The following is a 21,980-nucleotide window of genomic DNA, read 5'->3' as shown; positions in this document are numbered from 1 at the left end:
CCCCGGACCTCGGCCTGAAGCTGGACCAGGTGGGCACCGAGGTGCTCGGCACCGCCCGTCGGGTCACCGTCACCAAGGACGCGACGACCATCGTCGACGGCGCCGGCTCCTCCGAGGACGTCGAGGCTCGTGCCGCCCAGATCAAGGGCCAGATCGAGCAGACCGACTCCGAGTGGGACCGCGAGAAGCTGCAGGAGCGGCTGGCGAAGCTGGCCGGCGGCATCGGCGTCATCAAGGTCGGCGCGGCCACCGAGGTGGAGCTCAAGGAGCGTAAGCACCGCATCGAGGACGCTGTCTCCTCGACTCGCGCGGCACTTGAGGAGGGCATCGTCGCCGGCGGCGGCACCGCCCTGATCAACGCCCTGGCTGTCCTCGACGAGGATGAGACTGTGACGGCGCTGACCGGTGACGCTGCGGCGGCAGCCGGCATCGTCCGCCGCGCGCTGGTCCAGCCGCTGCGCTGGATCGCGCAGAACGCCGGCGAGGACGGCTTCGTCGTCGCGTCGAAGGTCGCGGAGCTGGAGCCGAACCACGGCTTCAACGCCAAGACCGGCGAGTACGGCGACCTCATCGCCGACGGCGTCATCGACCCGGTCAAGGTCACCCGGTCGGCCCTCCAGAACGCGGCCTCCATCGCCGCACTGGTGCTGACCACCGAGACCCTGGTCGTGGAGAAGAAGGACGACGAGGAGGAGTGACCCACTGCCTCCCAGCCTCCTTACTGAGGCCGGAGTCCCCATGAGTGAGGCCCTGTGCCGGACGATCCAGTCCGGCACAGGGCCTCACTCATTCCCGTGATCTGCCACGCCTCCCGCGAGCGACCAGTGGACCAGCGCCCTGCTCCCCCCTCCACTCCGCCGAGGGAGAGAAAATTACCGCGACACGCCGATACGGGCAGCCAGTTTCTCTCCACCGATGTGGGGTGGGGTTCTTCACCCGAGGCGGAATGTTCGCCTACCCACCGGACATACTTATCCACCGAACATACTTACCCCCGGCACTATCCTCCGGGCGCACTTGTCCTCCAAGCACACCTGTGCCCCGTCTACCGCAGCAGACAGGGCACAGGTCCAGCGGCAGGACCCGACGACGGGATCAGCCTGCTCGGCTCAGCGCATCAGCTCATCTCACCGGCTCATCTCACCGGCTCATCGGTCCGAGCCCACGCGGCGGTCAGAGTCCAGCGGCTCCGGGTCCTCATGCAGACGCCCGGCGCGACGGTCAGCCAGGTACTGCGTCATCTCCTCCTTGACCTTCGGCGCGAGGATCACCAGACCGATCACGTTGATGAAGATGCACATGAACAGTGCGGAGTCGGCGAAGTCGATGATGTTGCTGAAGGTCATCAGGCAGCCGACCACCACGAAGAAGCAGATCAGCAGGCGGAAGACCATATCGCCCACCGGCGTCTTCCCGAACAGGTGCCGCCAGGCCTGCAGCCCGTAGTAGGCCCAGGTGATCAGCGTGGAGAAGGCGAACAGGAAGACGGCGAGCGCCAAGATGTACGGGAACCATGAGAACGCGGTCTCGAAGGCATCCGAGGTGATCGTGACGTCACCGATCTCTGCACCATCACGAGCAGCCTCATAGGACGCCGGGTTCGCGATGATGATGATCAGCGCGGTCATCATGCAGATGACGACAGTGTCGATGAACGGCTCGAGCAGCGCGTTGAAGCCCTCCGAGACCGGGCGCTTCGTGCGCACTGCCGAGTGGGCGATCGGTGCTGAACCGATGCCGGCCTCATTCGAGAACGCCGCACGCTGGACACCGATCAGGATCACACCGAGCACACCGCCGGTGATGCCCTGCGGGTTGAAGGCCCCCTCGATGATCGCCCCGAAGGCGGCCGGCACATTCTGGATGTTCATGCCGATGATCGTCAGTCCGGCCAGGACGTAGACGATCGCCATGGCCGGCACCAGCTTGGAGGTCACCGAGCCGATCGACTTGATGCCGCCGATGATGACCAGGGCCACCAGCACGGCGAACCCGATCCCGAAGAGGAACGCCGCCATGTCCGAGCCGAAGATGCCGTCCTCACCGCCGGTGACCGCCCGCACCTGGGAGAACGCCTGATTGGCCTGGAACATGCCTCCGCCGGCCACACCGAAGAGGATGATGGCGATGGCGAACAGCCCGGTGATGATGGCGACCGGGATCCGGCCGAGTTTCTTGAAGGCGACCGGCAGGTACTTGAACGGACCGCCGTGGACCGTGCCGTCCTCGTCGATCGTCCGGTACTTCACACCCAGGGTACACTCGACGAACTTGGTGCACATGCCGAAGAGCCCGGCGATCATCATCCAGAACGCCGCGCCGGGGCCACCGATGGTGACCGCGGCGGCCACACCGGCGATGTTGCCGAGACCGACGGTGGCCGAGAGCGCGGACGTCAGCGCCTGGAAGTGGCTGACTTCGCCGGGGTCGGTCGGCTTGGACCATTTGCCACGCACGACTTCGAGGGCGACCTTGGGTGTGCGGAACTGGACGAAGCCGAAGTAGATGGTGAAGCCGATGGCCGCCAGGATCGACCAGAGGACCACGATGGGCGTCTCATGACCTCCGACCGGAATCGTGTAGAAAATGATGTTCGCGAACCACTCGGTGATGCCGGCGAACCACCCGTCGATGGTGTCGGCGATGCTCTGGGCACCGGTGTCCACCTCTTCCTCACCCACTGCGATCAGCAGTTGCTCATGAGTACTCATTCAGATTTCCCCTCAAGGACCGCGCTCACGCGCTGTGTCATAGATCACGCTGTTGTGTGCTGCTAGGAGAGTACCCCCTAGAGGGCAGACAATCTACTCAGGACACATTTCAGAGAGATTTCTTTCCCGAGAATTCCCTTGTCACATTCCAGTGCAGCTGGGCCTCGCCACTCGCCGGGCACGACGGCGGGCCGCTGCCTGACGCTGATTCAGCGCCTGGCAGCGGGCCGCCGTCTCTGACCTCTGAGGGCTCAGCGCACCGGTACTCTCACGTGACGCTGATCGTCGTCACCATCACCCTCGTCACGGTCTCCACGACCCCCGGGAAGCCCGTCCTGCCAGGTGCCCGCGGCGATCGCATCTGCCCGCTCCTCCCAGAACTCCGCATTCCGGATGCCGACAGTGCGCGGATCGAACTGCGGATCGCGGCCCTCGCGGATCTGACGGCGATAGTCCTTCAGCACCGCGAAGGCAGGCTGCTGGATGATCAGGATCCCGACGATGTTCAGCCAAGCCATCACACCGACACCGATATCGCCGATCGCCCAGGCCTGTCCCTCAGCACCCATCGCACCCCAGACAGTGATCAGCAGAACCACGACCTGCAGCACCGCCAGCAGCGCGCGCTTGGCCTGCTTGCCGCGCAAACCGCGCATCGCGTAGGTCAGGTTCGTCTCGGCCATGTAGTAGTAGTAGACCAGCGTGGTGAAGGCGAAGAACGCCAGTGCCACAGCCACGAATATCGAGCCGAAGCCCTGCCACATCGAGTCGATGGCGAACTGGGTGAAGGCAGCCCCGGCCTCGACGTCGCCGGGCAGGTTGGTCTCATAGTCCACCGGTGAGTCTTCACCGGTCGGGATGACCTGGTACATCCCGGTGGAGAGGATGAGGAACGCGGTGGCCGAGCAGACGAACAGCGTGTCGATGTAGACGGCGAAGGCCTGCACCAGACCCTGCTTGGCCGGGTGGGAGACCTCCGTGGCCGCCGCCGCGTGCGGGCCGGTGCCCTGACCGGCCTCGTTGGAGTAGATGCCGCGGCGGACACCCTGATCGATGGCGACACCGAGGATGCCGCCGAAGACAGCGTGGGCGCCGAAGGCCGACTCAATGATCAGCCGGAACATCGCCGGGATCTCCGAGGCGTTGATCGCCAGCGCGATCAGCGCGATGATCACGTAGGCCACGGCCATGAACGGCACGACGACGGCGGCGAAGTTCGCGATCCGCTTGACCCCGCCGATGATGATCACACCGAGGATCAGGGCCAGGGCCGCACCGACCATCCAGCGCTCGAGCCCCGGCACAGTGTCCGTCAGAGCCCCGGACATGGTGTCAGTCTGGATGCCGGGCAGGAACACGCCCAGCGCGAGGACGGAGACCACGGCGAAGATCCAGGCGTAGATCTTCATCGGCACCCGGGCCCGGGTGTGGGCGTAGGCACGCTCGAAGTAGAAGGCCGGGCCGCCGCGGTACTCCCCAGTGCGGGAGTCCCGCTCCTTGTACAGCTGACCGAGCGTGCATTCGACGAAGGAGGTGGCCGCTCCGAGCAGGGCGACGATCCACATCCACATCACCGCGCCCGGGCCACCGGTGCCGATGGCCACTGCGACGCCGGCGATATTACCGGCTCCGACGCGCCCGGACAGCGACATCGCCAGGGCCTGGAAGGAGGAGATCCCGTCCTGTGAGGTGCTGCCCTCGCGCAGATTCCTCACCATGGCCGGGATCTTGGTGAACTGCAGCAGTTTGGTGCGGACCGTGAAGTAGACGCCGGCTCCCAGGCAGAGCCAGACGAGCCACGGGCTCCAGACGATCGAGTCGAGCCAAGTGATGGCTGCTTCCATGGAATGTTTCCCCTCATACGAGTGCCGCGCCGCACAGTGTGCCGCGCGGTGAATCGATAGTGCACTCAGCACCCTGTGACAGTGATCGCTGTCACGTACTGAGTAGTACGTGGTGAAGAGAGTAGCACCAGTTTGTGACGTGAATATCACAACACCACGGCGCGGAGTACCGTAGGGCCGATGAGATCTTCCGCTTCGCCCGAGATGCTCCCGCGGACCCGCCGGTTCTACGCCTGGGAGGTCGCCGTGGTGCTTGCCCTCTCCCTGGGGCGCAGCGCGGTCTATTCCGTCCTCGCCCTGGCGGAGCGGCTGACCCAGGGGGCACTGGGCGAGCAGCAGGCCACTCTGCACAGCAGCGCCTCACCGTTGCCGGTGTTCGACGTCATTTACCAGGTCCTGGACAACGTCTTCGCCCTGATGCCGGTCGTGCTGGTGCTGTATCTGGTGTTCCTCCACGGGGAGAACCCATTTCGCCGGTTCGGCCTCGATCTGCGGCGGCCTGTCGCTGACCTCCTGCTCGGTGCAGGGCTGTTCGTGCTGATCGGGGCGGGCACCGTCGTCGTCTACGGCCTGGGCCGCTCGGCCGGGCTGACTGCGGAGCTGGTGCCGGCGGATCTGGGCGAAGGCTGGTGGAACGTACCGGTGCTGGTGCTCACCGCAGCCCGGCATGCGCTGCTGGAGGAGGTGGTGCTCATCGCCTATCTCTTCGACCGGTTCCGGCGCCTGTTCCCGCAGCAGCCGGTGTGGGTGGTGATCATCGCCGCGGCGGTGCTGCGTGGCTGCTACCACCTCTACCAGGGCATCGGGCCGGGGATCGGCAATCTGCTGATGGGGCTGGTCTTCGGCTGGGTGTACCACCGGTACGGACGCGTCATGCCTCTGGTGGTGGCGCACTTCCTGCTCGATGTGGTCGCCTTCTTCGCGTTCCCGCTGATCATGGCGGCCGCGGGCATCAGCTGAGGTGCTGGGCTCAGGCGCCGACGGCGGCGGTGGCCTCAGACGCCGATGACGGCGGTGAGCTCCTCGATCGGCGCGCGCAGCTGGGCGAAGGACTCGTCGTAGGCGTCCTCCCCCATCATGTACGGGTCGAGGATGTCGTCATCCGAGCCGCCGGAGACCCCGGAGACCCGGGCCTCATCCAACAGCGGAACCAGGGCCGCCAGACGATCGGTAGCCAGTTGACCTGCGTCTGCTGCCTCCAGGGTCCCCGGGGTAAGTGTGCGCATCAGCCGGGCGGCTTCCCGGAGAGTGAAGATCCGATGACCGGCGTCAGGGGCGTGGCGCAGCAGCTCACGCCGGTGCTCCCTGGTGGCGGTGAGAATCAGGTCGGCCTCGTCGATGAGCGCGGCATCGACCTGCCGTCCGGCGGTACCCTCGGCATCCGCCCCGTAGTCGGCCACCCGACGGCGCATCGGCTCCTTCATCTCTTCACCGTCGTGGGCGAAGACCCCCGCACCGCGCACCCGGATGTTCCCCGCTGCGGCGAGGCGGTGGGCGAGCAGGCGCTCCATCGCCGGGGAGCGGCAGATGTTGCCGGTGCAGATGGTGAGGATCGTGAACTGGTCAGCCATGGTCCCATCTCATCACAGGCTCCGCCTCACAGGCTCGCCTCACAGGGTGACCTCACAGACTGACCACACGTTCGGCGGCGGTCAATGTGGCAGCGCGGTAGGCGGTGCCGAACAGCGCCCAATGCGCAGTGAGGCAGAAGAGCTGATGCAGTGGGAGTCGCTGTTGCCACCCCTCACGCAGCGGGGCCTGACTCTGATACCCCTCCATCGCCGCGTCGAGCCCCGGAAGTCCGAAGAGGTGGAGGAAGCCGATGTCGGTCTCCCGATGCCCCAGGTGCGCCGCGGGGTCGATGAGCACGGCCTCCACCGGCGCAGCGGATGCCGGACCAGCTGATGCCGAGGCGGATGCGGGCGCCGGCTCCTGCGGCACGCGGCGCCACAGCACGTTGCCGGCCCAGAGGTCACCGTGGATGAGGGCGGGTGGTTCGTCGTCGTCGAACGCCCCGGAGGCGATCCGGTCTCTGGCCTGACGGATCACCGCTGAGTCCCCCGTCCCCTGCTGGTGCAGCAGACTCAGCAGAGGGTCCAAGCGCTGGGTCGCGTGGAACGCACCCCAGCTGCGGTGGGTCTGATCCCCCATCGCGATCGGCTGATCGGCCGGTCCGAACATCGGTGGCTGCCCCGCCGGGTACTCCTCGGGCAGCCCGCCGAAACGCAGGTCCGGATCGTGGGCCAAGGAGCGGTGGGTGCGTGCCAGCCGCACTCCGAACTCCCGGGCGGCCGCCTCATCCGGGGCGGTCTGCTCGATCTGCTCCAGCCTCAGCCGCCCGGCACCGACGTCGTGCACCTGGGCCACGGGCACACCACCCACGGAACGCGCCGCCGCGTCCAGCCACCGCAGACCGGCGGCTTCGATCAATGCGGCCTCCGGATGCTCGGCGGGCGCCTCCTTGACGAACACGCTCAGCCGTCGAGACCGAGCTTGGCCAGCACAATCTCCCGGACCTTCCCGGCGTCGGCCTGGCCCTTGGTCTCCTTCATCACCGGACCGATCAGCGCGCCGATGGCCTTGAGCTTGCCGCCGGCCACCTTCTCCACCACATCCGGGTTCTCCGCCATCGCCTTCTCCACTGCGGCAGTCAGGGCGCCGTCGTCCGAGACGACCTCCAGACCCTTCTCGTCGACGATCGCACCCGGTGCGCCCTCGCCGTCGACGTGCAGCTCCAGCACCTGGCGGGCGATCTTGTCATTGATCCGCCCGTCACGGATGAGCGTGTCCAGCTCGATGATGGTGGCGGGCTCCACACCCAGTGCCGCCGGTTCCAGATCCCGCTGATTCGCCAGCCGGGAGATCTCCCCCATCCACCATTTGCGGGCGGCCGCCGGGGAGGCCCCGGAGGCCACGGTCTCCTCGATCTCATCGAGCAGCCCCGCAGAGACGACGTCGCGGAACTCCTGATCCGAGTACCCCCAGGCCTCACGCAGGCGCCGACGGCGCTCCGCCGGCGGCTCGGGCAGGGTGGCGCGCAGCCGCTCAATCCACGCGGTGTCGGTGACGATCGGCACCAGATCCGGCTCGGGGAAGTACCGGTAGTCATCGGCGTCGGACTTCGGCCGCCCCGAGGTGGTCGTGCGCGTGTCCTCGTGCCAGTGGCGGGTCTCCTGAGTGATCGCGCCGCCGGCGGAGAGGATGCCGGCGTGACGGCGCATCTCATAGGTGACCGCATGCTCGACGGCGCGCATGGAGTTCACGTTCTTCGTCTCGCTGCGCGTGCCGAACCGGGTGGAGCCCTTGGGCATCATCGAGACGTTGGCGTCACAGCGCACGTTGCCCCGCTCCATCCGGGCATCGGAGATGTCCAGCGCCCGGACCAGATCACGGATGGCTGAGACATAGGCTCGGGCCAGCTCCGGGGCACGCTCCCCGGCACCGACGATAGGCTTGGTGACGATCTCGATGAGCGGTACTCCGGCCCGGTTGTAGTCCACCAGAGAGGCCTCGGCACCCTGGATACGGCCCGAGGAGCCCTGGTGGGTGAGCTTACCGGCGTCCTCCTCCATATGCGCGCGCTCGATCTCCACACGGAAGACCTCGCCGTCGTCGAGCTCCACATCGAGCCAGCCGTCGTAGGCGATCGGTTCGTCGTACTGGGAGGTCTGGAAGTTCTTCGGCGTGTCCGGGTAGAAGTACTGTTTGCGGGCGAACCGGCAGTATTCGGCGATGGAGCAGTTCAGCGCCAGGCCCAGGCGGATGGCCGATTCCACGGCGGTCCGGTTGGCGACAGGAAGCACGCCGGGCAGCCCTAGGTCCACCTCGTTGACGTTGGTGTTGGGGTCATCTCCGAAGGCGTTGGGCGCCGAGGAGAACATCTTGGTGGCGGTGTTCAGCTCGACGTGGACCTCGAAGCCGAGGACCGGGTCGAAGGAGGCCAGGGCGTCCTCGAAGGACAACGGCTGGGCCTCAGCGGTGGTGTCAGTCATCTGCAGTCCTCACTCTCCGGCAGTCGGGGTCGCAGTGGTGGTCGCAGTGGTCGAACCCGCAGCCCCCGGTACGGTGTGCTGTGCGCTGGCCCCGGCCGCATCACCGGGTTCCGGGACACCGTCCCACAGTGCAGCGCCCTCTCCCTGGAGGAACCGCTCGACGGCGGCGCCCACCTGGTAGACCCGGGCGTCCTCACGGGCCGGGGCCAGCACCTGGACACCCACCGGCAGCCCCTCGGCCAGTCCGACCGGTACCGAGATCCCGGGAATCCCGGCAAGGTTCACCGGGATGGTGGCGATGTCATTGAGGTACATGGCCAGCGGGTCCTGAAGGTTCTCCCCGAAGCGGAAGGCCGTCACCGGGGAGGTGGGGGTCAGCAGCACATCGGACTGGGCGAAGGCCGCCTCGAAGTCCCGCTGGATGAGCGTGCGCACCTTCTGCGCGGAGCCGTAGTAGGCGTCGTAGTATCCGGCGGAGAGCGCGTAGGTCCCCAGAATGATGCGGCGTTTGACCTCATCGCCGAAGCCCGCCGCGCGGGTCGCGCCCATCACCCGTTCGATGGTGACCGGGCCGTCCTCGGGCAGCACGCGGGTGCCATAGCGGACCCCGTCGAATTTGGCGAGGTTGGAGGAGGCCTCCGAGGCCATGATCAGATAGTAGGCGCCCAGTGCGTAGTCGAAGCTGGGGCAGTCCACCTCGACGATCTCAGCGCCTGCGGCGCGCAGCGTCTGCAGGGTCTGCTCGAAGTGCTCGGCCACACCGGCGGAGATCCCCTCACCGCGCAGCTGCCGGACCACGCCGATGCGCAGCCCGGAGACCTCCCCGCGGCGTGCCGCCTCGGCGAAGTCGGGCACCTCATCGGGCAGCGAGGTGGCATCCTTCGGGTCATGCCCGGCGATCAGCTCATGCAGCAGAGCGGCGTCCTCGGCCGTGCGTGCACAGGGACCGATCTGATCCAGCGAGGAGGCCATGGCGATCGCCCCGTAGCGGGAGACCGAACCATAGGTGGGCTTGGTGCCCACTGTGCCGGTCAGTGCCGCGGGCTGGCGGATGGAACCGCCAGTGTCGGTGCCCAGCGCCAACGGAGCCTCGAAAGCCGCGACGGCGGCGGCGGACCCGCCCCCGGAGCCACCCGGAGTGCGCTCGAGGTCCCAGGGGTTGCGGGTCGCACCGTAGGCCGAGTGCTCGGAGGAGGACCCCATGGCGAACTCGTCGAGGTTGGTCTTGCCCAGGATCGGCAGCCCGGCCTCGCGGATCTTCGTCACCACTGTGGCGTCATAGGGGCTCATCCACCCCTCGAGCATCTTCGAGGCCGCCGTGGTGGGCTGGCCGACGGTGACGATGAGGTCTTTGACCGCGATCGGCACCCCGGCCAGCCGGTGCAGGGCCTCGGCGGCGGCTCCCCCGGAGGAGCGGATCACGTCCACCTCGGCGGCGGTGGCCAGGGCTCCGGCCTCGTCGACGTGCAGGAAGGCGTGGATGCCGTGCTCGCCGCCGTCCACGGCAGCGATACGGTCCAGGTGGGCCTGGGTCAGCTCCACGGAGGTGATCTCCCCGTCACGCAACTTCTGCGCCATCTGCGCGGCGGTCAGCCGGACGAGGGCCTCGTTGGTCTGTGCGTTCTTCTCACTCATCGATGCATTCACTCCTCGTCCAGGATGGCGGGGACCTTGAACCGGCCGTCTTCGGAGTCCGGGGCGTTGTGCAGCGACTGCTGTGCCGTGAAGGTGTGCCCGATGACGTCGTCGCGCAGTACGTTGGTCAGCGGCAGCGGGTGGCTGGTGGCCGGCACGTCCTCGGAGACGGCCTCAGAGACCTTCTTCACGGAGTCGACGATGACCGCCAATTCGGAGGCCATACGGTCCAGCTCCTCCTCGGTCAGGCTCAGATGCGCCAGCTTCGCCAGATGTTCGACGTCGGCGCGCGAGATCTCAGACATACCTCTCCTCGATCAGCAGATTCGACAAGCTTCGGGCTCTGCCGAACGCCCACGATCAGCGGCGGATTCGGCAGGTTGCGGTTCAGTCGGCCAGTCTAGTCGTTCCCCCTGACACGCTCAGTCGGCGAGGACCGGAGTCGAGAATCGCCAGCGGCCTGGGCGGGTGTCTGCCCGGGCGGGACAGGCCGCAGCGGGTGGACGAATGTGGGGAAACGTCCCACGGCCTCGATCACGAGATCACGCTCGGGCACGCGGACGAAACCCTCGGAGAGGTAGAGACGATGGGCGGTGCGCATCGTGTCCATCGAACAGATGACCATGGCGGTGGCCTCCTCGGCGACGGCCTGGTCCAGCAGGTGCCGCACCAGGGCCCGGCCGATCCCCCGGCCTTGGAAAGCAGGGTCCACCGCGAGGACCCGGAACTCCAGCTCGCCGGGACGGGCAAGCTCGGCGAACTGCGTCCCGGCACGGGTCAGCACCACCGAACCGGCGATGACCCCGGAGGCCTCGGCGACGAAGAGCTCACCATCACGCAGCCGTGCCGCCGCATCACCGATGGTCTCCAGGTAGTGGGAGTCTTCGCTGAGGTGCCCGCCCTGCAGGTAGGCGGCCCGGGAGATCCGGGAGACCTCCGGCAGGTCTGCCGCGACCGCACGGCGCACCTGCAGAGTCTCAGTGCTCATGGCTCAGTCAATGGGGTCGGTTCGAGCCTGTCGTGCGGGATGCCCAGGTCCCCGGCGATCGTCCAATCGGCCAGGACGGAGGAATCCGGATGCACCGGACGGCGCATCGGTGCCCCCGCCTCCTCGACGATCAGCGCTCCGGCGGCCCAGTCATGTTCCCAGATGCCGTATTCGGCGTAGGCCTCCACTGTGCCGTCGGCCACCATACAGAGGTCCAAGGCGGCTGAGCCCAGCCGCCGCAGGTTACCGAACCCATCAAGCAGCTCGGCCACCGTCTCCGCCTGACGACGGCGTCGCGCTGGGTCATAGCCGAACCCGGTGGACAGCAGCCCAGAATGTGACGCCCCTGAGGGGCCGTGCAGCCGCACCGGCTCAGGCACGGCTGCATCTGTTCCTGCTTGTGGGCTGCGCACCGGCAGCCGCGCGGTGAAGGCCCCGCCCTCACGCGCCGCCCACCACCGGCGGCCAAGCGCCGGAGCATGCACCACACCGGCCAACCAGTCACCCTCAGGACCGATGACACCGACGGATGTGGCGTAGTAGACGATGCCCTGGATGAAGTTCGTGGTCCCGTCCAACGGGTCGATGGACCAGCGGTAGCCGCTGGGGTTCGAGGGGCTGGTGGTGCCGTATTCCTCACCGGAGATCGCATCATCGGGACGGTGACCACGGATCACCTCACGCACGGCCTCCTCGGCCCGACGGTCGAAATCGGTGACCAGATCCGCCTCGGAGGACTTGCTCTGCTGGCCGATCTCCCCGGCCGCCAACGGCAGCCCGACGGCGGAGACCTCTGCACGCTCCTCCAGCACGGCCGCACCGGCGGCCGCCGCCTCGGCAGCGATGGTCAACAGCTCCTCGGCGGTGATCGTCGACGTCGTCATCCCATCCTCCTCATGTCTGCCTGGTATCTGCCTCGCCTCTGTTCAGACCTGCTCAGGGCTGCTCACGCCCGCTCACGCCTGCTCAGATTCGGGCTGCGCCGCCGCACGCACAGCCTCGGGGCCCTGCGCCAGGAGTGTGGTGAATCCGTCTTCGTCCAGCACGGGCACTCCCAAGGATTCGGCCTTCTCCAGTTTGGAGCCGGCGTTGGCCCCGGCGACGACGAAGTCCGTCTTCTTCGACACCGAACCCGCCGCCCGGCCGCCGCGGGAGATGATGGCCTCTTTGGACTCATCCCGGGAATAGCCTTCCAAGCCTCCGGTGACCACCACGCTGAGCCCCTCCAGAGTGCGCGGCGTCTCGGCGTCGACCTCGTCGACCATCCGCACTCCGGCCGCCGCCCACCGCTCCACCACCCGCAGGTGCCAGTCCACGGAGAACCACTCGACCACGGCCGCGGCGATCGTAGGGCCAACCCCGTCGACTCCGGCGAGATCCTGCTCATCGGCCTGCCGAATCCGGTCCATCGACCCATAGGCCGCTGCCAGGGCGCGGGAGGCCGTGGGGCCCACGTGACGGATGGACAGGGCCACCAGCACGCGCCACAGCGGCTGGGACTTCGCCTTCTCCAACTCTTCGAACAGCCGCAGCGTGGTCGCCGTGGGCTTGGCGCCGTCCTTGGTCCAGAAATAGGGCACGAGTTCGGTCTCACCCGCTGCGGCATCTCGGCCGCGTTTCTGCCGTCGGATGCGCACCTCACGCAGATCCTCCGGGGTGAGCTCGAAGAGGTCCCCCTCATCCACCATCGGCCCGGGCACCGGTTCTTCCGGCCGGGTCAGCGCACGTGCGGCCTCCTCCCCCAGCGCCTCGATGTCCAGAGCCCCGCGGGAGGCCACGTGGAAGACCCGTTCGGACAGCTGCGCCGGACAGCTGCGGGCATTGGGGCACCGCATATCGACGTCGCCCTCCTTGGCCGGGCGCAGCCCAGTGCCGCAGGAAGGACAGTCGGCGGGGAAGACGAACTCGTGCAGCTGTTCTTCGCGCCCCTGCCGGGCCGGCAGCACCGGGCCCACGACCTCCGGGATCACGTCACCGGCCTTGCGGACCAGCACGTCATCACCGATGAGCACACCTTTGGCCTTGACCACGTCCTGATTGTGCAGCGTGGCCAAGGAGACCTCAGAACCGGCCACCCGCACCGGCTCCAGCACGGCAAAGGGGGTCACCCGGCCGGTGCGGCCGACGTTAACGGCGATGTCCCGCAGGCGGGTGGTGACCTCCTCCGGCGGGTACTTATACGCCGCGGCCCACCGCGGAGTCCGCGAGGTGTGCCCGAGCAGACGCTGCAGCGCGAAGTCATCGACCTTGATCACCGCGCCGTCGATCTCATGGACCAGCCCGTGACGTGCCGACTCGTAGCGGTCAAGATAGGAGTCGATCTCCTCGAAGGTGCTCAGCAGCTCCGTGTAGGGGCTGACCGGCAGCCCCCAGTCCGCGAGCTGATCGTAGACTCCGTGCTGGGTCCCCACCTCCAGGCCCTCGCGGGCCCCGATGCCGTGGACGAACATCGACAGCGGCCGCTGGGCGGTCTTGGCCGGGTCCTTCTGCCGCAGGGAACCAGCCGCGGCGTTGCGCGGATTGGCCAGCGGGGCCTGCCCCTGCGCGACGAGCGTCTCGTTATAGGCCTCGAAATCTGCCCCCGGCATGAAGATCTCCCCGCGGACCTCCATCTCAGCGGGGTGCCCCGTCCCGCTGAGCCGGCGGGGAATGTCTGCGATGGTGAGCACATTATGGGTGACGTCCTCACCGGTGGTGCCGTCGCCGCGGGTCGCCGCGCGGACCAGGACGCCGTCACGGTAGAGCAGGCTGATCGCCAATCCGTCGATCTTGACCTCGGCCAACCACTGCGGCGCCGCACCGGGACTCAGCTGCTCCAGTGAGGCGCAGGTACGGTCATACCAGGCACGCAGCTCCTCACGGGAGAAGAGATCCTCCAAGGAGTACATGCGCTGCAGGTGCTGCACCGCAGAGAAGGCCTCGGACACCTCACCGCCGACCTCCTGGGTCGGGGAGTCGGTGGAGACGATCTCCGGATGCTCGGCCTCGATCCGCTCCAGGCGGCTGAACAGCTCATCGAACTCGGCGTCGGAGATGAGCGGGGAATCGTCCTGGTAGTAGGCCACACGGTGGCGGCGCACCTCATCGATCAGCTGCTCGTACTCCTCCCGGAGCGCGAGTGAGGGCGTCGGCTGGTCTGTATCAGTCACTCAGGTGAGTCTAGTCGCTGCCTCTGACACCGCAGCCGGTGCCGGAGTTCAGCCGCGACGGACGTCGACGACGACGACTGTCACGTTGTCCCGGCCCCCAGCACGCAGCGCCGCGTGGATGAGCCAGTCCACCGTGTCCTGCGGCGACCTGCCCGCACCGAGGATATCGGCGAGCGCGTCAGCCTCCAGCTCACCGCAGAGCCCGTCGGAGCAGATCAGCAGACGCTGCCCGGCCTCCACCGGGGCGGTGAAGACCTCAGGCCCGGCCGTCTCCCCGGCGCCGACGGCGCGGGTCACCACATTGCGCTGGGGGTGGTACTGGCGCTCCTCAGCGGTGATCATCCCGGATTCGTAGAGCTCCTGGACCTGGGAATGGTCCACGGTGATCTGGTGCAGGGCGCCGTCCTGGAAGATGTAGGTGCGGGAATCACCGATGTTGAAGATCAACCACTGCAGGTCCGAGCCCTCGGCCTGCCCGGCACGCTCCGCGTCGTCTGTGTGCCCGGCACACTCCGCGTCCTCTGTGCCCTCTGCCCCGCCGGAACCTTCGGCCCCGCAGATCACGGCACCGGTGAGCGTCGTCCCGGCGCGACCGGCCGTCTCGCGCCGGATCCGTTCATCGGCCTCGCGGACGGTGCGTTCGATGTCCTGAGCGGTGAGCCCACGCTCGGATCGCTGCCACTGCTCTGCCAGGACCTGCACGGCCAGCGCGGAGGCAACTTCTCCCGCCTCGTGCCCGCCCATGCCGTCGGCGACGGCGAAGAGCGAATCGGTCACCACCGAGGAATCCTCATTGAGCTCACGGCGCAGCCCGACGTGGGAGCCGTACCCGTAGTCCAGGTACAGCCCCTGCGTCTGCTCGATCTGTTCACTGCTCATCGCTGCGGCTCCCTCTCCTCACACACTCTCAGACGAACGGCTGGACGAACCGTGAGACGAACGCGGGCATCGACGGCGGATTTCGACGGCGGGCATCGACGAGGCACTGGCGCGCGGGGTGCGGCGACACGCAGCCACACGTGGACGTGCGAGCACTTGGCCCGCTGCCGGTGCTGGATCAATCTTCGCACGGGGATGCGGGGATCACCATGGCCCTGCTGCCCCGGAGTCATGACACCTGAGCTCATCACGCCCGCACTCATGATTCCAGGGAGATGCCGTCGGCGCCTGAACGCAGCAGCATATGCGGTTGAACCTCACCGAAGCCGCGGACGATCCGCGGAGGCTGGGGCACCAGCAGGTAGTCATCGCCGTCAAGGGATTCGGCGGTGACCGTGTCCACCAGCACCGAGCCCGGGTCGGCCAGCGCGGTGAGCCGGGAGGCCAGATTCACCGTCGGTCCGTAGATGTCCCCCATCCGAGAGAGCACGCGGCCCCAGACCACCGCGGCCCGGGCCTGCGGCAGGATCTCATCGGCGGCGATGGTCTCGGCCAGGGCCAAGGCGATGTCCGCACCGGCCTCCGGAGTCTCGGCGTTGAACAGGACCTCATCACCGACCGTCTTGACCAGACGGCCACCGCCGATGGAGATGATCTCCGCGCAGATCGACTCGAAGCGCTGCACCGTCTCGGCCAGGGTGCGTTCGTTCATCGTCCGGGACAGTGAGGTATAGGAGACCAGGTCCACGAAGCCCACAGCGCGGGCCAGCGGCAGCGGAGCATCATCCTCGGAACCGTCACGCCCGGCCTCGCTGGCAGCCAGCCCGGACTCTACCCGCACGGTCAGCCGCTGCAGGGCTGCGGAGAGCTGACGGCGCCAGGCATAGCCCATCAGCTGCTGGAGCGGGTCGATCAGGCTGGGCAGCGTCTCGATGACCTGGCTGCGGGCAGTGGCGTCGGAGAGCCGTTCCTGGGTGATGCGATCCTCCACCAGCGCTTCGATCTGCCAGACCACCATGCGGTCGGTCATCTGTCCGACGGAGCGGGTCAGCGAGATGGCGGTCTGTTCGTTGAGGTGCCCGGCGCGCACCAGCTCGATCATGGCGGCGAGCGCTTCGACGTCGGCGTAGGTGAAGGCCTTGACGTCGTCTTCGAGGTTCGGGAAGCCCAGCGCGCGCCAGAGTTTGCGTGCTGAGACGGTGGAGACGCCGAGTTCCCGGGCCATCTCCCGGTAGGTCAGCGACCGTTCGGCGCCGAGCAGGCGGTGTTCGAGTTCGCGGATGCGCCGGTGCCACTCGTGCTGTTCGATCTGCTCCATGCGCGGGATGGGGATCGCCGCAGTCAGCGGAGTGCGCTCATCATCGTACTGCTCGTCGTACGGCTCATCGTGCTGTTCGGCGTGCTGTTCCTCGACGTGTTCCTGGTCAGGCGCACCGGACCCTGTGCGCATCATCGGCTCCGGCGCTTCGGCACGCTGGGCACTGGGCCGGTCCGGGTCGATCGGGGTGCCGGCCGCAGGGGCGGCGACTGCTCGACGGGGAACCGGTGGCGCGGTCTGCGAGGTGGTCGGTGAGGGGAAGTCACTCCAATCCCGGCGGGCGGCGTCGAGTTCCTCCCGGCTGTACTCAGCACCGCCCTCGGCACGCCGCAGCGGGCCTGTGCCCTCGGAGAGCGCCTCGTCATCGGAGAGCACATCCGGTGTGGCCGGCACGATGCCGCTGATGTGCTCGTCGGAGCCGAAGCCCCGGCGTCGTGCCTGCTCCCAGGCCAGACGTCCGGTGTCTCCGCGGGCCCCGGGAGGCCCGGAGCCGTCGGAGACACGAGAGGACTCAGCCATGCCTCACCCCGGAGTCATGGGCGTAGTGCTGCGGGTGCGGGCCGGAGTAGCCCACGGGAGCTCGGGCGGCCTGCTGGGCGGCAGCACGATGCCGGTACTCCCCCAGCTCCTCGGCCACCACCGTATGGAAATGAGCGGCATCGGGCATGTCATGGAGCACTGTGCGCTGCTGCTGGCCGTAGGCACCGGAGAGCACGATGAGGTCACCGGCGCCGGAGACTGACTGCATCCGTTTCGAGCGCAGCTGAACCTCGGAGATCAGTCCGAGCGGGGCGACCATCGGCTCCGGCGGGCCGATGAGGTTCTTCTGGACGACCCGCAGGTTGGTCAGGAAGGTCAGGCGGTTGAGCCAGCGCAGCACGGGCCGCACTGTGCCGAAGAAGACGGTCAGCCCACCGAGGGCCCAGACGACGAAGAGGCCGAGCCCACTGAACTGCCGGACGAATTCCGGCTGAGAGCCGCGGGAGAGATAACCCAGCAGGAAGCTGACGACGGCGGCGGCGATGAGCAGGTTGACCAGCGCGGGAATCAGTGTGCGCCGGTGCGCGCGGGTACGCACGACGACCTGTTCGCCGTCGACGAGCTTCAGCTTTCCCACTGACACCCCTTCCCCGGTGATCCCGGTATACGCCGCCGGGTCAGCGCAAAGATTCAGCGCACTGCTGTGGACCAGGTCTCATTCTACCCGGCAGTACCTGACGAGGTGAGGGGTCCGGGGAACTCTGCTGCCATCTGCCTGACAGTGGTTGACCTCTCACCACATCTGTAGTGGTGTGGTTCACAGGTGTACTGACGGATTCTATGAATCGGGTGAGGATCATGCGTGCAGCTCTCTTTGTGCTGATCTTCTCCCTCTTGGTAGCCCTCTGGGCGGTGAGCGGGACAACCAATATCGTCTTCGCCCTGTATATCAGCGCCGCACTGGCAGCGATCGGTGCGACTGTCATGTCGGCCAGCGGCCGCCAGGCTCTCCGGCGGATTCGACACCATGCCACACAGGGCTGGTCCTGAGACAACGCTGGTCCTGATGGAGTTCGCAGTGACAGCGGAGAGCGGCCGGGCTGCCCCGAGGCCCTCAAGCCCAGGAGGCGGAGCGTCCGCCCGGAAGGTCTCGGCTCCGGGGACGGCGTCGTCAGGGCCGGCGCTGAGGGACTACGAGGGAGTGGATCCGCGTGAGGCCTCCGGGCGCAGGTGGACGACGTCGACGGCGGAGAAGGACTCGCGCTGCGGAGGCACCTGAGTCCACGGGACATCCTGGGATGCACGCTGCTCGCAGACCTCGACGATCAGCGCGCCGTCATCCTCCAGACCGGTCGCCGTGCCGCGGCGGGCCGCACCGCCCGGCAGCTCGACTCTGACCCGGCGGCCAATCGTGTCCATCATCGCCAGCAGCCGTTGCCCCAGTGCGGTGCGCGGCAGCGGGACCGTGAGGTGCTGATCGGCCAGCTCCCCGACACTGTGCAGATGCTCACCCAGCCTCCGCAGCAGGGCGATGAGCACCTGAGTACGCAGATCTCCACCCTGCCCTTGTTCTGCACCTCCACCTGCACCCCTGCCCGCGGTCACGCCCCGGCCCCGCTGCTCCAGGATGACCGAGGTCGAGGTCTCAGTGGGCAGCTGATGCCCCTCGAGCAGCACGTTGACCCCGATGCCCAGGATCACCGCGAACCCACGCGGCGCACCGGAGGAGTCCGGGCCACCGGGGGTGATCAGAGCCAGGATCCCGCTGATCTTGCGGTCCTCGACGTGGACGTCATTGGGCCATTTCACCCGGGCGGGGATGCCGAACTGCTCGTCGAGGACCTCGGCCAGGCTCAGCGCAGCCAGCAGCGAGGCCCAGCGCAGGTATTCCGGGTCCCAGTCAGGGCGCAGCACCACTGAGATGGACAGCGTGGTCCGCGCCGGAGACGACCATGCACGGCCCACCCGACCTCGCCCGCCGGTCTGCTCCTCAGCGGTGAGCACGGAGAGATGCTGCCACTGCCGGGCGAATTCGCCCGGGTCCTGCCCCGCACGCTGCAGGAAGAGGTTGGTGGAATCGATGCTCTCGACCCGCTCCACACGGCTGTAGGGGCCATGCTCCACCAGCTCCTCAGCGAGCCGAGGCACATCAAGGCCCGGCAGTCCGCCCGGGGAACCAGAGGACGCCGACGACGAGGAAACGGACGGGCCAGCGTGCGAGTCAGCGTGCGGGTCATTCATCGGGCACCTCAGCGCAGAATGCGGATCAGCTCACAGGAAGATGTCCGGGGTGAGCGTCATGGTCGGGTCCACAGCGTATCCGCTGAGGTCCTGCACGCCGGCGGCTTCGAGCACCTGCTCATCGGTGAGGAACTGCCCGCGGTGGGTACCGGCGGCCCCGGTGGTCAGCGCCAGGACGGCGTCAGCCATGATCTGCGGGGTCCGGGCCGTCTGGGCCAGGGCATCGCCGTCGGGCATGGCGCGGATCGCGGCGGTGTCGATCAGAGTGGCCGGCCAGAGCGAATTGACCTCGGCGTCGACGTCGGCGAGGACCTCGGAGAAGCCCAGAGTGGTCATCGACATGCCATATTTGGCCATGGTGTAGCCCAGGTGCTTGCCGAACCACTGCGGGTCCAGGTTCAGCGGCGGAGCCAGCGTGAGGATCTTCGGAGTCCAGCTGCCGAGTCCGCCGTCGGCCTGTGCCGCGCTGCCCGAGGCGCGAAGATGCGGCACCACCGCCTGAGAGAGGTGGAAGGTGCCGCGGACGTTGATGTCGTGCATGAGGTCATAGCGCTTCATCGGCAGCTCGGCCGTGGGGGTCAGGTCGATGGCGGAGGCGTTGTTGATGAGCATGTCGATCCCGCCGAAGGCCTCGACGGTCTCGCCCACGGCCCGCTGGACGTCCTCATCCCGGCGTACATCACCGACGACGGCCAGCCCCCGGCCGCCGGCAGCCTCAACGTCGGCGACAGCGGTGTGGACTGTGCCCTGCAGGTTCGGGTGCGGCTGATCCGTCTTGGCCAGCAGCGCGATCTGTGCGCCCTGGGCGGCCAGGGCGACGGCGATGGCATGACCGATCCCGCGGCTTCCGCCGGAGATCAGCACGGTGCGGCCCGCCAGAGACTGCGGACCGGAGAGCTTCTGAGCAGACGTGTTCTGGGTCATAGCGGCAGTCTACTTCTCGGTAACCGAGCTGTCCGCCCCGGGCCGGGATCTGCGCGAGAATGATGGCGGCACTGTTGTAGGTTTCCTACAGCCGAATGACCCTGTGACCCGGATAGACTGAGCGCTGATTTGTAGGAACTCCACCGATCATCTGTGAGGAAAGGCTCGCCCGCAGAACCATGACGAACTCGCCGAAGCACGACGCCGAGGCCTCGCGCAGCTCATCCCGCGACGCTTTCGACCTCGCCACCACCGCCGGCAAGCTCGCCGAGTTCCGCCACCGGCGGGACCAGACCGCCGCACCGGCCGGGCAGGCCGCCGTGGAGAAGCAGCATGCCCGGGGCAAGCACACCGCCCGCGAACGCATCGAGCTGCTGCTGGATCCAGACTCCTTCGTCGAGTTCGACGCGCTGGCCGTCCACCGGTCCACCGCCTTCGGCATGGAACGCCGGAAGCTGCTCGGCGATGGCCTGGTCTCCGGCTACGGGACCATCGACGGCCGGATGGTCGCGGTCTACTCGCAGGACTTCACCGTCTTCGGCGGCTCCCTCTCCAATGTCAACGGAGAGAAGATCGTCAAGGTCCAGGAGTTCGCCGCCCGCAACGGCTGCCCGGTCATCGCGATCAACGACGGCGGCGGCGCCCGCATCCAAGAGGGTGTGGCCTCACTGGCGATGTTCGCCGACATCTTCCGCAACAACGTCCACTCCTCCGGGGTCATCCCTCAGATCACGCTGATCATGGGCCCGGCGGCGGGCGGAGCGGCCTACTCCCCTGCGCTGAACGACTTCGTCATCATGGTCGATGAGGCCTCGCATATGTTCATCACCGGGCCCGACGTCATCAAGTCGGTGACCGGCGAGAACGTCGATATGGAGACCCTCGGCGGGGCGAAGGTCCATAACCAGCACACCGGCACGGCAGCCTACCTGGCCAAGGATGAGACCGATGCGCTGGAGTTCGTGAAGGATCTGCTGGAGTTCCTGCCGCTGAACAACTTGGCCGAGGCCCCGCAGGAGCCCTTCGAGGACCGGGCGAAGATCGAGATCGAGGACGAGGCGCTCAATGCCCTGATCCCGGACTCAGCCAACCAGCCCTATGACATGCGTACTGTGATCGAGCAGCTCCTCGACGAGGGGTACTTCCTCGAGCTGCAGGCCCTCTACGCGCCGAACGTGGTCATCGGGCTTGGGAGGATCGAGGGCCGCAGCGTCGGGCTGGTGGCGAATCAGCCCTCCCAGCTGGCCGGCACCCTGGACATCGCCGCCAGCGAGAAGGCCGCCCGGTTCGTCCGGTTCTGCGATGCGTTCAACATCCCCATCGTCACGCTCGTTGACGTCCCCGGATTCCTGCCCGGCACTGACCAGGAGTTCAACGGGATCATCCGCCGCGGAGCCAAGCTGCTCTACGCCTACGCCGAGGCGACCGTCCCCAAGATCACGGTGATCACCCGCAAGGCCTTCGGCGGCGCCTATATCGTCATGGGTTCGAAGAAGCTCGGCGCTGACATCAACTTGGCCTGGCCGACGGCCCAGATCGGGGTGATGGGCGCCCAGGGGGCGGTCAACATCCTCTACCGCCGTGATCTCGCCGCCGTGGAGAAATCCGGCGGGAACGTCGAGGCCAAGCGTCAGGAGCTGATCGACGACTACGAGGCGGAGCTGCTGAACCCGTACCAGGCCGCCGAGCTGGGTTATATCGACGCGGTGATCGAGCCTGCCGAGACCCGGTGGCAGGTCTCCAAGGCGCTGCGGGCCACCTACCACAAGCGCGAGACGCTGCCGGCGAAGAAGCACGGCAACATCCCGCTGTGAGCGAG

Annotated in this window: 19 protein-coding genes; 4 read left to right on the top strand and 15 right to left on the bottom strand. The window is 67.5% G+C overall.

Annotated elements, in window-relative coordinates:
• Positions 1-698 (top strand): TCP-1/cpn60 chaperonin family protein (locus RIL96_RS10080; protein ID WP_310548890.1); only part of this gene is annotated, 698 nt, incomplete at its 5' end.
• A 450-nt stretch (positions 699-1,148) separates the two neighbouring features.
• Here RIL96_RS10080 and RIL96_RS10075 read toward each other — a convergent pair.
• Together RIL96_RS10075 and RIL96_RS10070 are read right to left on the bottom strand one after the other, a co-directional pair.
• Positions 1,149-2,711: an alanine/glycine:cation symporter family protein gene (locus RIL96_RS10075; protein WP_310548889.1), complete on the bottom strand. Its 1,563-nt coding sequence runs from the start codon at positions 2,709-2,711 to the stop codon at positions 1,149-1,151.
• Between the two features lie 251 nt (positions 2,712-2,962).
• A complete protein-coding gene (locus RIL96_RS10070) occupies positions 2,963-4,555 on the bottom strand; it encodes an alanine/glycine:cation symporter family protein (protein ID WP_310548888.1) in 1,593 nt (530 codons plus the stop codon).
• Positions 4,556-4,735: 180 nt separating this feature from the next.
• Between RIL96_RS10070 and RIL96_RS10065 the strand changes: the two genes are divergently transcribed.
• Positions 4,736-5,515 carry a CPBP family intramembrane glutamic endopeptidase gene (locus RIL96_RS10065; protein ID WP_310548887.1) on the top strand — a complete coding sequence of 260 codons (780 nt, stop codon included), beginning with the start codon at positions 4,736-4,738 and terminating at the stop codon, positions 5,513-5,515.
• A gap of 35 nt (positions 5,516-5,550) precedes the next feature.
• On the opposite strand, the gene RIL96_RS10060 is transcribed toward RIL96_RS10065, so the two are convergent.
• The 11 genes from RIL96_RS10060 to RIL96_RS10010 all read right to left on the bottom strand — a co-directional run bounded on the left by RIL96_RS10060 (position 5,551) and on the right by RIL96_RS10010 (position 17,633).
• Positions 5,551-6,126, bottom strand: coding sequence for an arsenate reductase/protein-tyrosine-phosphatase family protein (locus tag RIL96_RS10060; RefSeq protein WP_310548886.1), 576 nt, complete (start codon positions 6,124-6,126; stop codon positions 5,551-5,553).
• Between the two features lie 52 nt (positions 6,127-6,178).
• Entirely contained in the window at positions 6,179-7,027 is an 849-nt protein-coding gene (locus tag RIL96_RS10055; protein ID WP_310548885.1) for a fructosamine kinase family protein, read from the bottom strand.
• Positions 7,028-7,029: 2 nt separating this feature from the next.
• Complete coding sequence (gatB, locus tag RIL96_RS10050) at positions 7,030-8,547, bottom strand: Asp-tRNA(Asn)/Glu-tRNA(Gln) amidotransferase subunit GatB (protein ID WP_310548884.1); 1,518 nt, start codon at positions 8,545-8,547, stop codon at positions 7,030-7,032.
• Positions 8,548-8,556: 9 nt separating this feature from the next.
• Entirely contained in the window at positions 8,557-10,182 is a 1,626-nt protein-coding gene (gene gatA, locus RIL96_RS10045) for an Asp-tRNA(Asn)/Glu-tRNA(Gln) amidotransferase subunit GatA (RefSeq protein ID WP_310548883.1), read from the bottom strand.
• An 8-nt stretch (positions 10,183-10,190) separates the two neighbouring features.
• A complete protein-coding gene (gatC, locus tag RIL96_RS10040; RefSeq protein WP_310548882.1) occupies positions 10,191-10,487 on the bottom strand; it encodes an Asp-tRNA(Asn)/Glu-tRNA(Gln) amidotransferase subunit GatC in 297 nt (98 codons plus the stop codon).
• Between the two features lie 95 nt (positions 10,488-10,582).
• Positions 10,583-11,170: a GNAT family N-acetyltransferase gene (locus tag RIL96_RS10035; RefSeq protein WP_310548881.1), complete on the bottom strand. Its 588-nt coding sequence runs from the start codon at positions 11,168-11,170 to the stop codon at positions 10,583-10,585.
• Entirely contained in the window at positions 11,167-12,054 is an 888-nt protein-coding gene (locus RIL96_RS10030) for an inositol monophosphatase family protein (RefSeq protein WP_310548880.1), read from the bottom strand. Before RIL96_RS10030 ends, RIL96_RS10035 begins: the two co-directional genes overlap by 4 nt.
• A gap of 72 nt (positions 12,055-12,126) precedes the next feature.
• On the bottom strand, positions 12,127-14,319 hold the full coding sequence (ligA, locus tag RIL96_RS10025) for an NAD-dependent DNA ligase LigA (RefSeq protein ID WP_310548879.1): 2,193 nt from the start codon (positions 14,317-14,319) through the stop codon (positions 12,127-12,129).
• Between the two features lie 48 nt (positions 14,320-14,367).
• Positions 14,368-15,198, bottom strand: a complete 831-nt coding sequence (locus tag RIL96_RS10020) for a PP2C family protein-serine/threonine phosphatase (RefSeq protein WP_310548878.1) — start codon at positions 15,196-15,198, stop codon at positions 14,368-14,370.
• Between the two features lie 259 nt (positions 15,199-15,457).
• Positions 15,458-16,516, bottom strand: coding sequence for an adenylate/guanylate cyclase domain-containing protein (locus tag RIL96_RS10015; protein WP_310548892.1), 1,059 nt, complete (start codon positions 16,514-16,516; stop codon positions 15,458-15,460).
• Positions 16,517-17,027: 511 nt separating this feature from the next.
• A complete protein-coding gene (locus tag RIL96_RS10010) occupies positions 17,028-17,633 on the bottom strand; it encodes a hypothetical protein (protein ID WP_310548877.1) in 606 nt (201 codons plus the stop codon).
• 221 nt (positions 17,634-17,854) lie between these two features.
• Here RIL96_RS10010 and RIL96_RS10005 point away from each other — a divergent pair, with 221 nt between their 5' ends.
• Entirely contained in the window at positions 17,855-18,046 is a 192-nt protein-coding gene (locus RIL96_RS10005; protein ID WP_310548876.1) for a hypothetical protein, read from the top strand.
• A 141-nt stretch (positions 18,047-18,187) separates the two neighbouring features.
• On the opposite strand, the gene RIL96_RS10000 is transcribed toward RIL96_RS10005, so the two are convergent.
• Together RIL96_RS10000 and RIL96_RS09995 are read right to left on the bottom strand one after the other, a co-directional pair.
• On the bottom strand, positions 18,188-19,237 hold the full coding sequence (locus tag RIL96_RS10000; protein WP_310548875.1) for a biotin--[acetyl-CoA-carboxylase] ligase: 1,050 nt from the start codon (positions 19,235-19,237) through the stop codon (positions 18,188-18,190).
• 30 nt (positions 19,238-19,267) lie between these two features.
• Positions 19,268-20,161 carry an SDR family oxidoreductase gene (locus tag RIL96_RS09995; RefSeq protein ID WP_310548874.1) on the bottom strand — a complete coding sequence of 298 codons (894 nt, stop codon included), beginning with the start codon at positions 20,159-20,161 and terminating at the stop codon, positions 19,268-19,270.
• A gap of 179 nt (positions 20,162-20,340) precedes the next feature.
• Between RIL96_RS09995 and RIL96_RS09990 the strand changes: the two genes are divergently transcribed.
• Positions 20,341-21,975, top strand: a complete 1,635-nt coding sequence (locus RIL96_RS09990; RefSeq protein WP_310548873.1) for an acyl-CoA carboxylase subunit beta — start codon at positions 20,341-20,343, stop codon at positions 21,973-21,975.
• Positions 21,976-21,980: the final 5 nt, after the last annotated feature.

The sequence above is a fragment of the Nesterenkonia aerolata genome, assembly GCF_031470965.1.
Classification (GTDB): domain Bacteria; phylum Actinomycetota; class Actinomycetes; order Actinomycetales; family Micrococcaceae; genus Nesterenkonia; species Nesterenkonia aerolata.
This window is presented reverse-complemented; position numbering and strand designations above follow the sequence as displayed.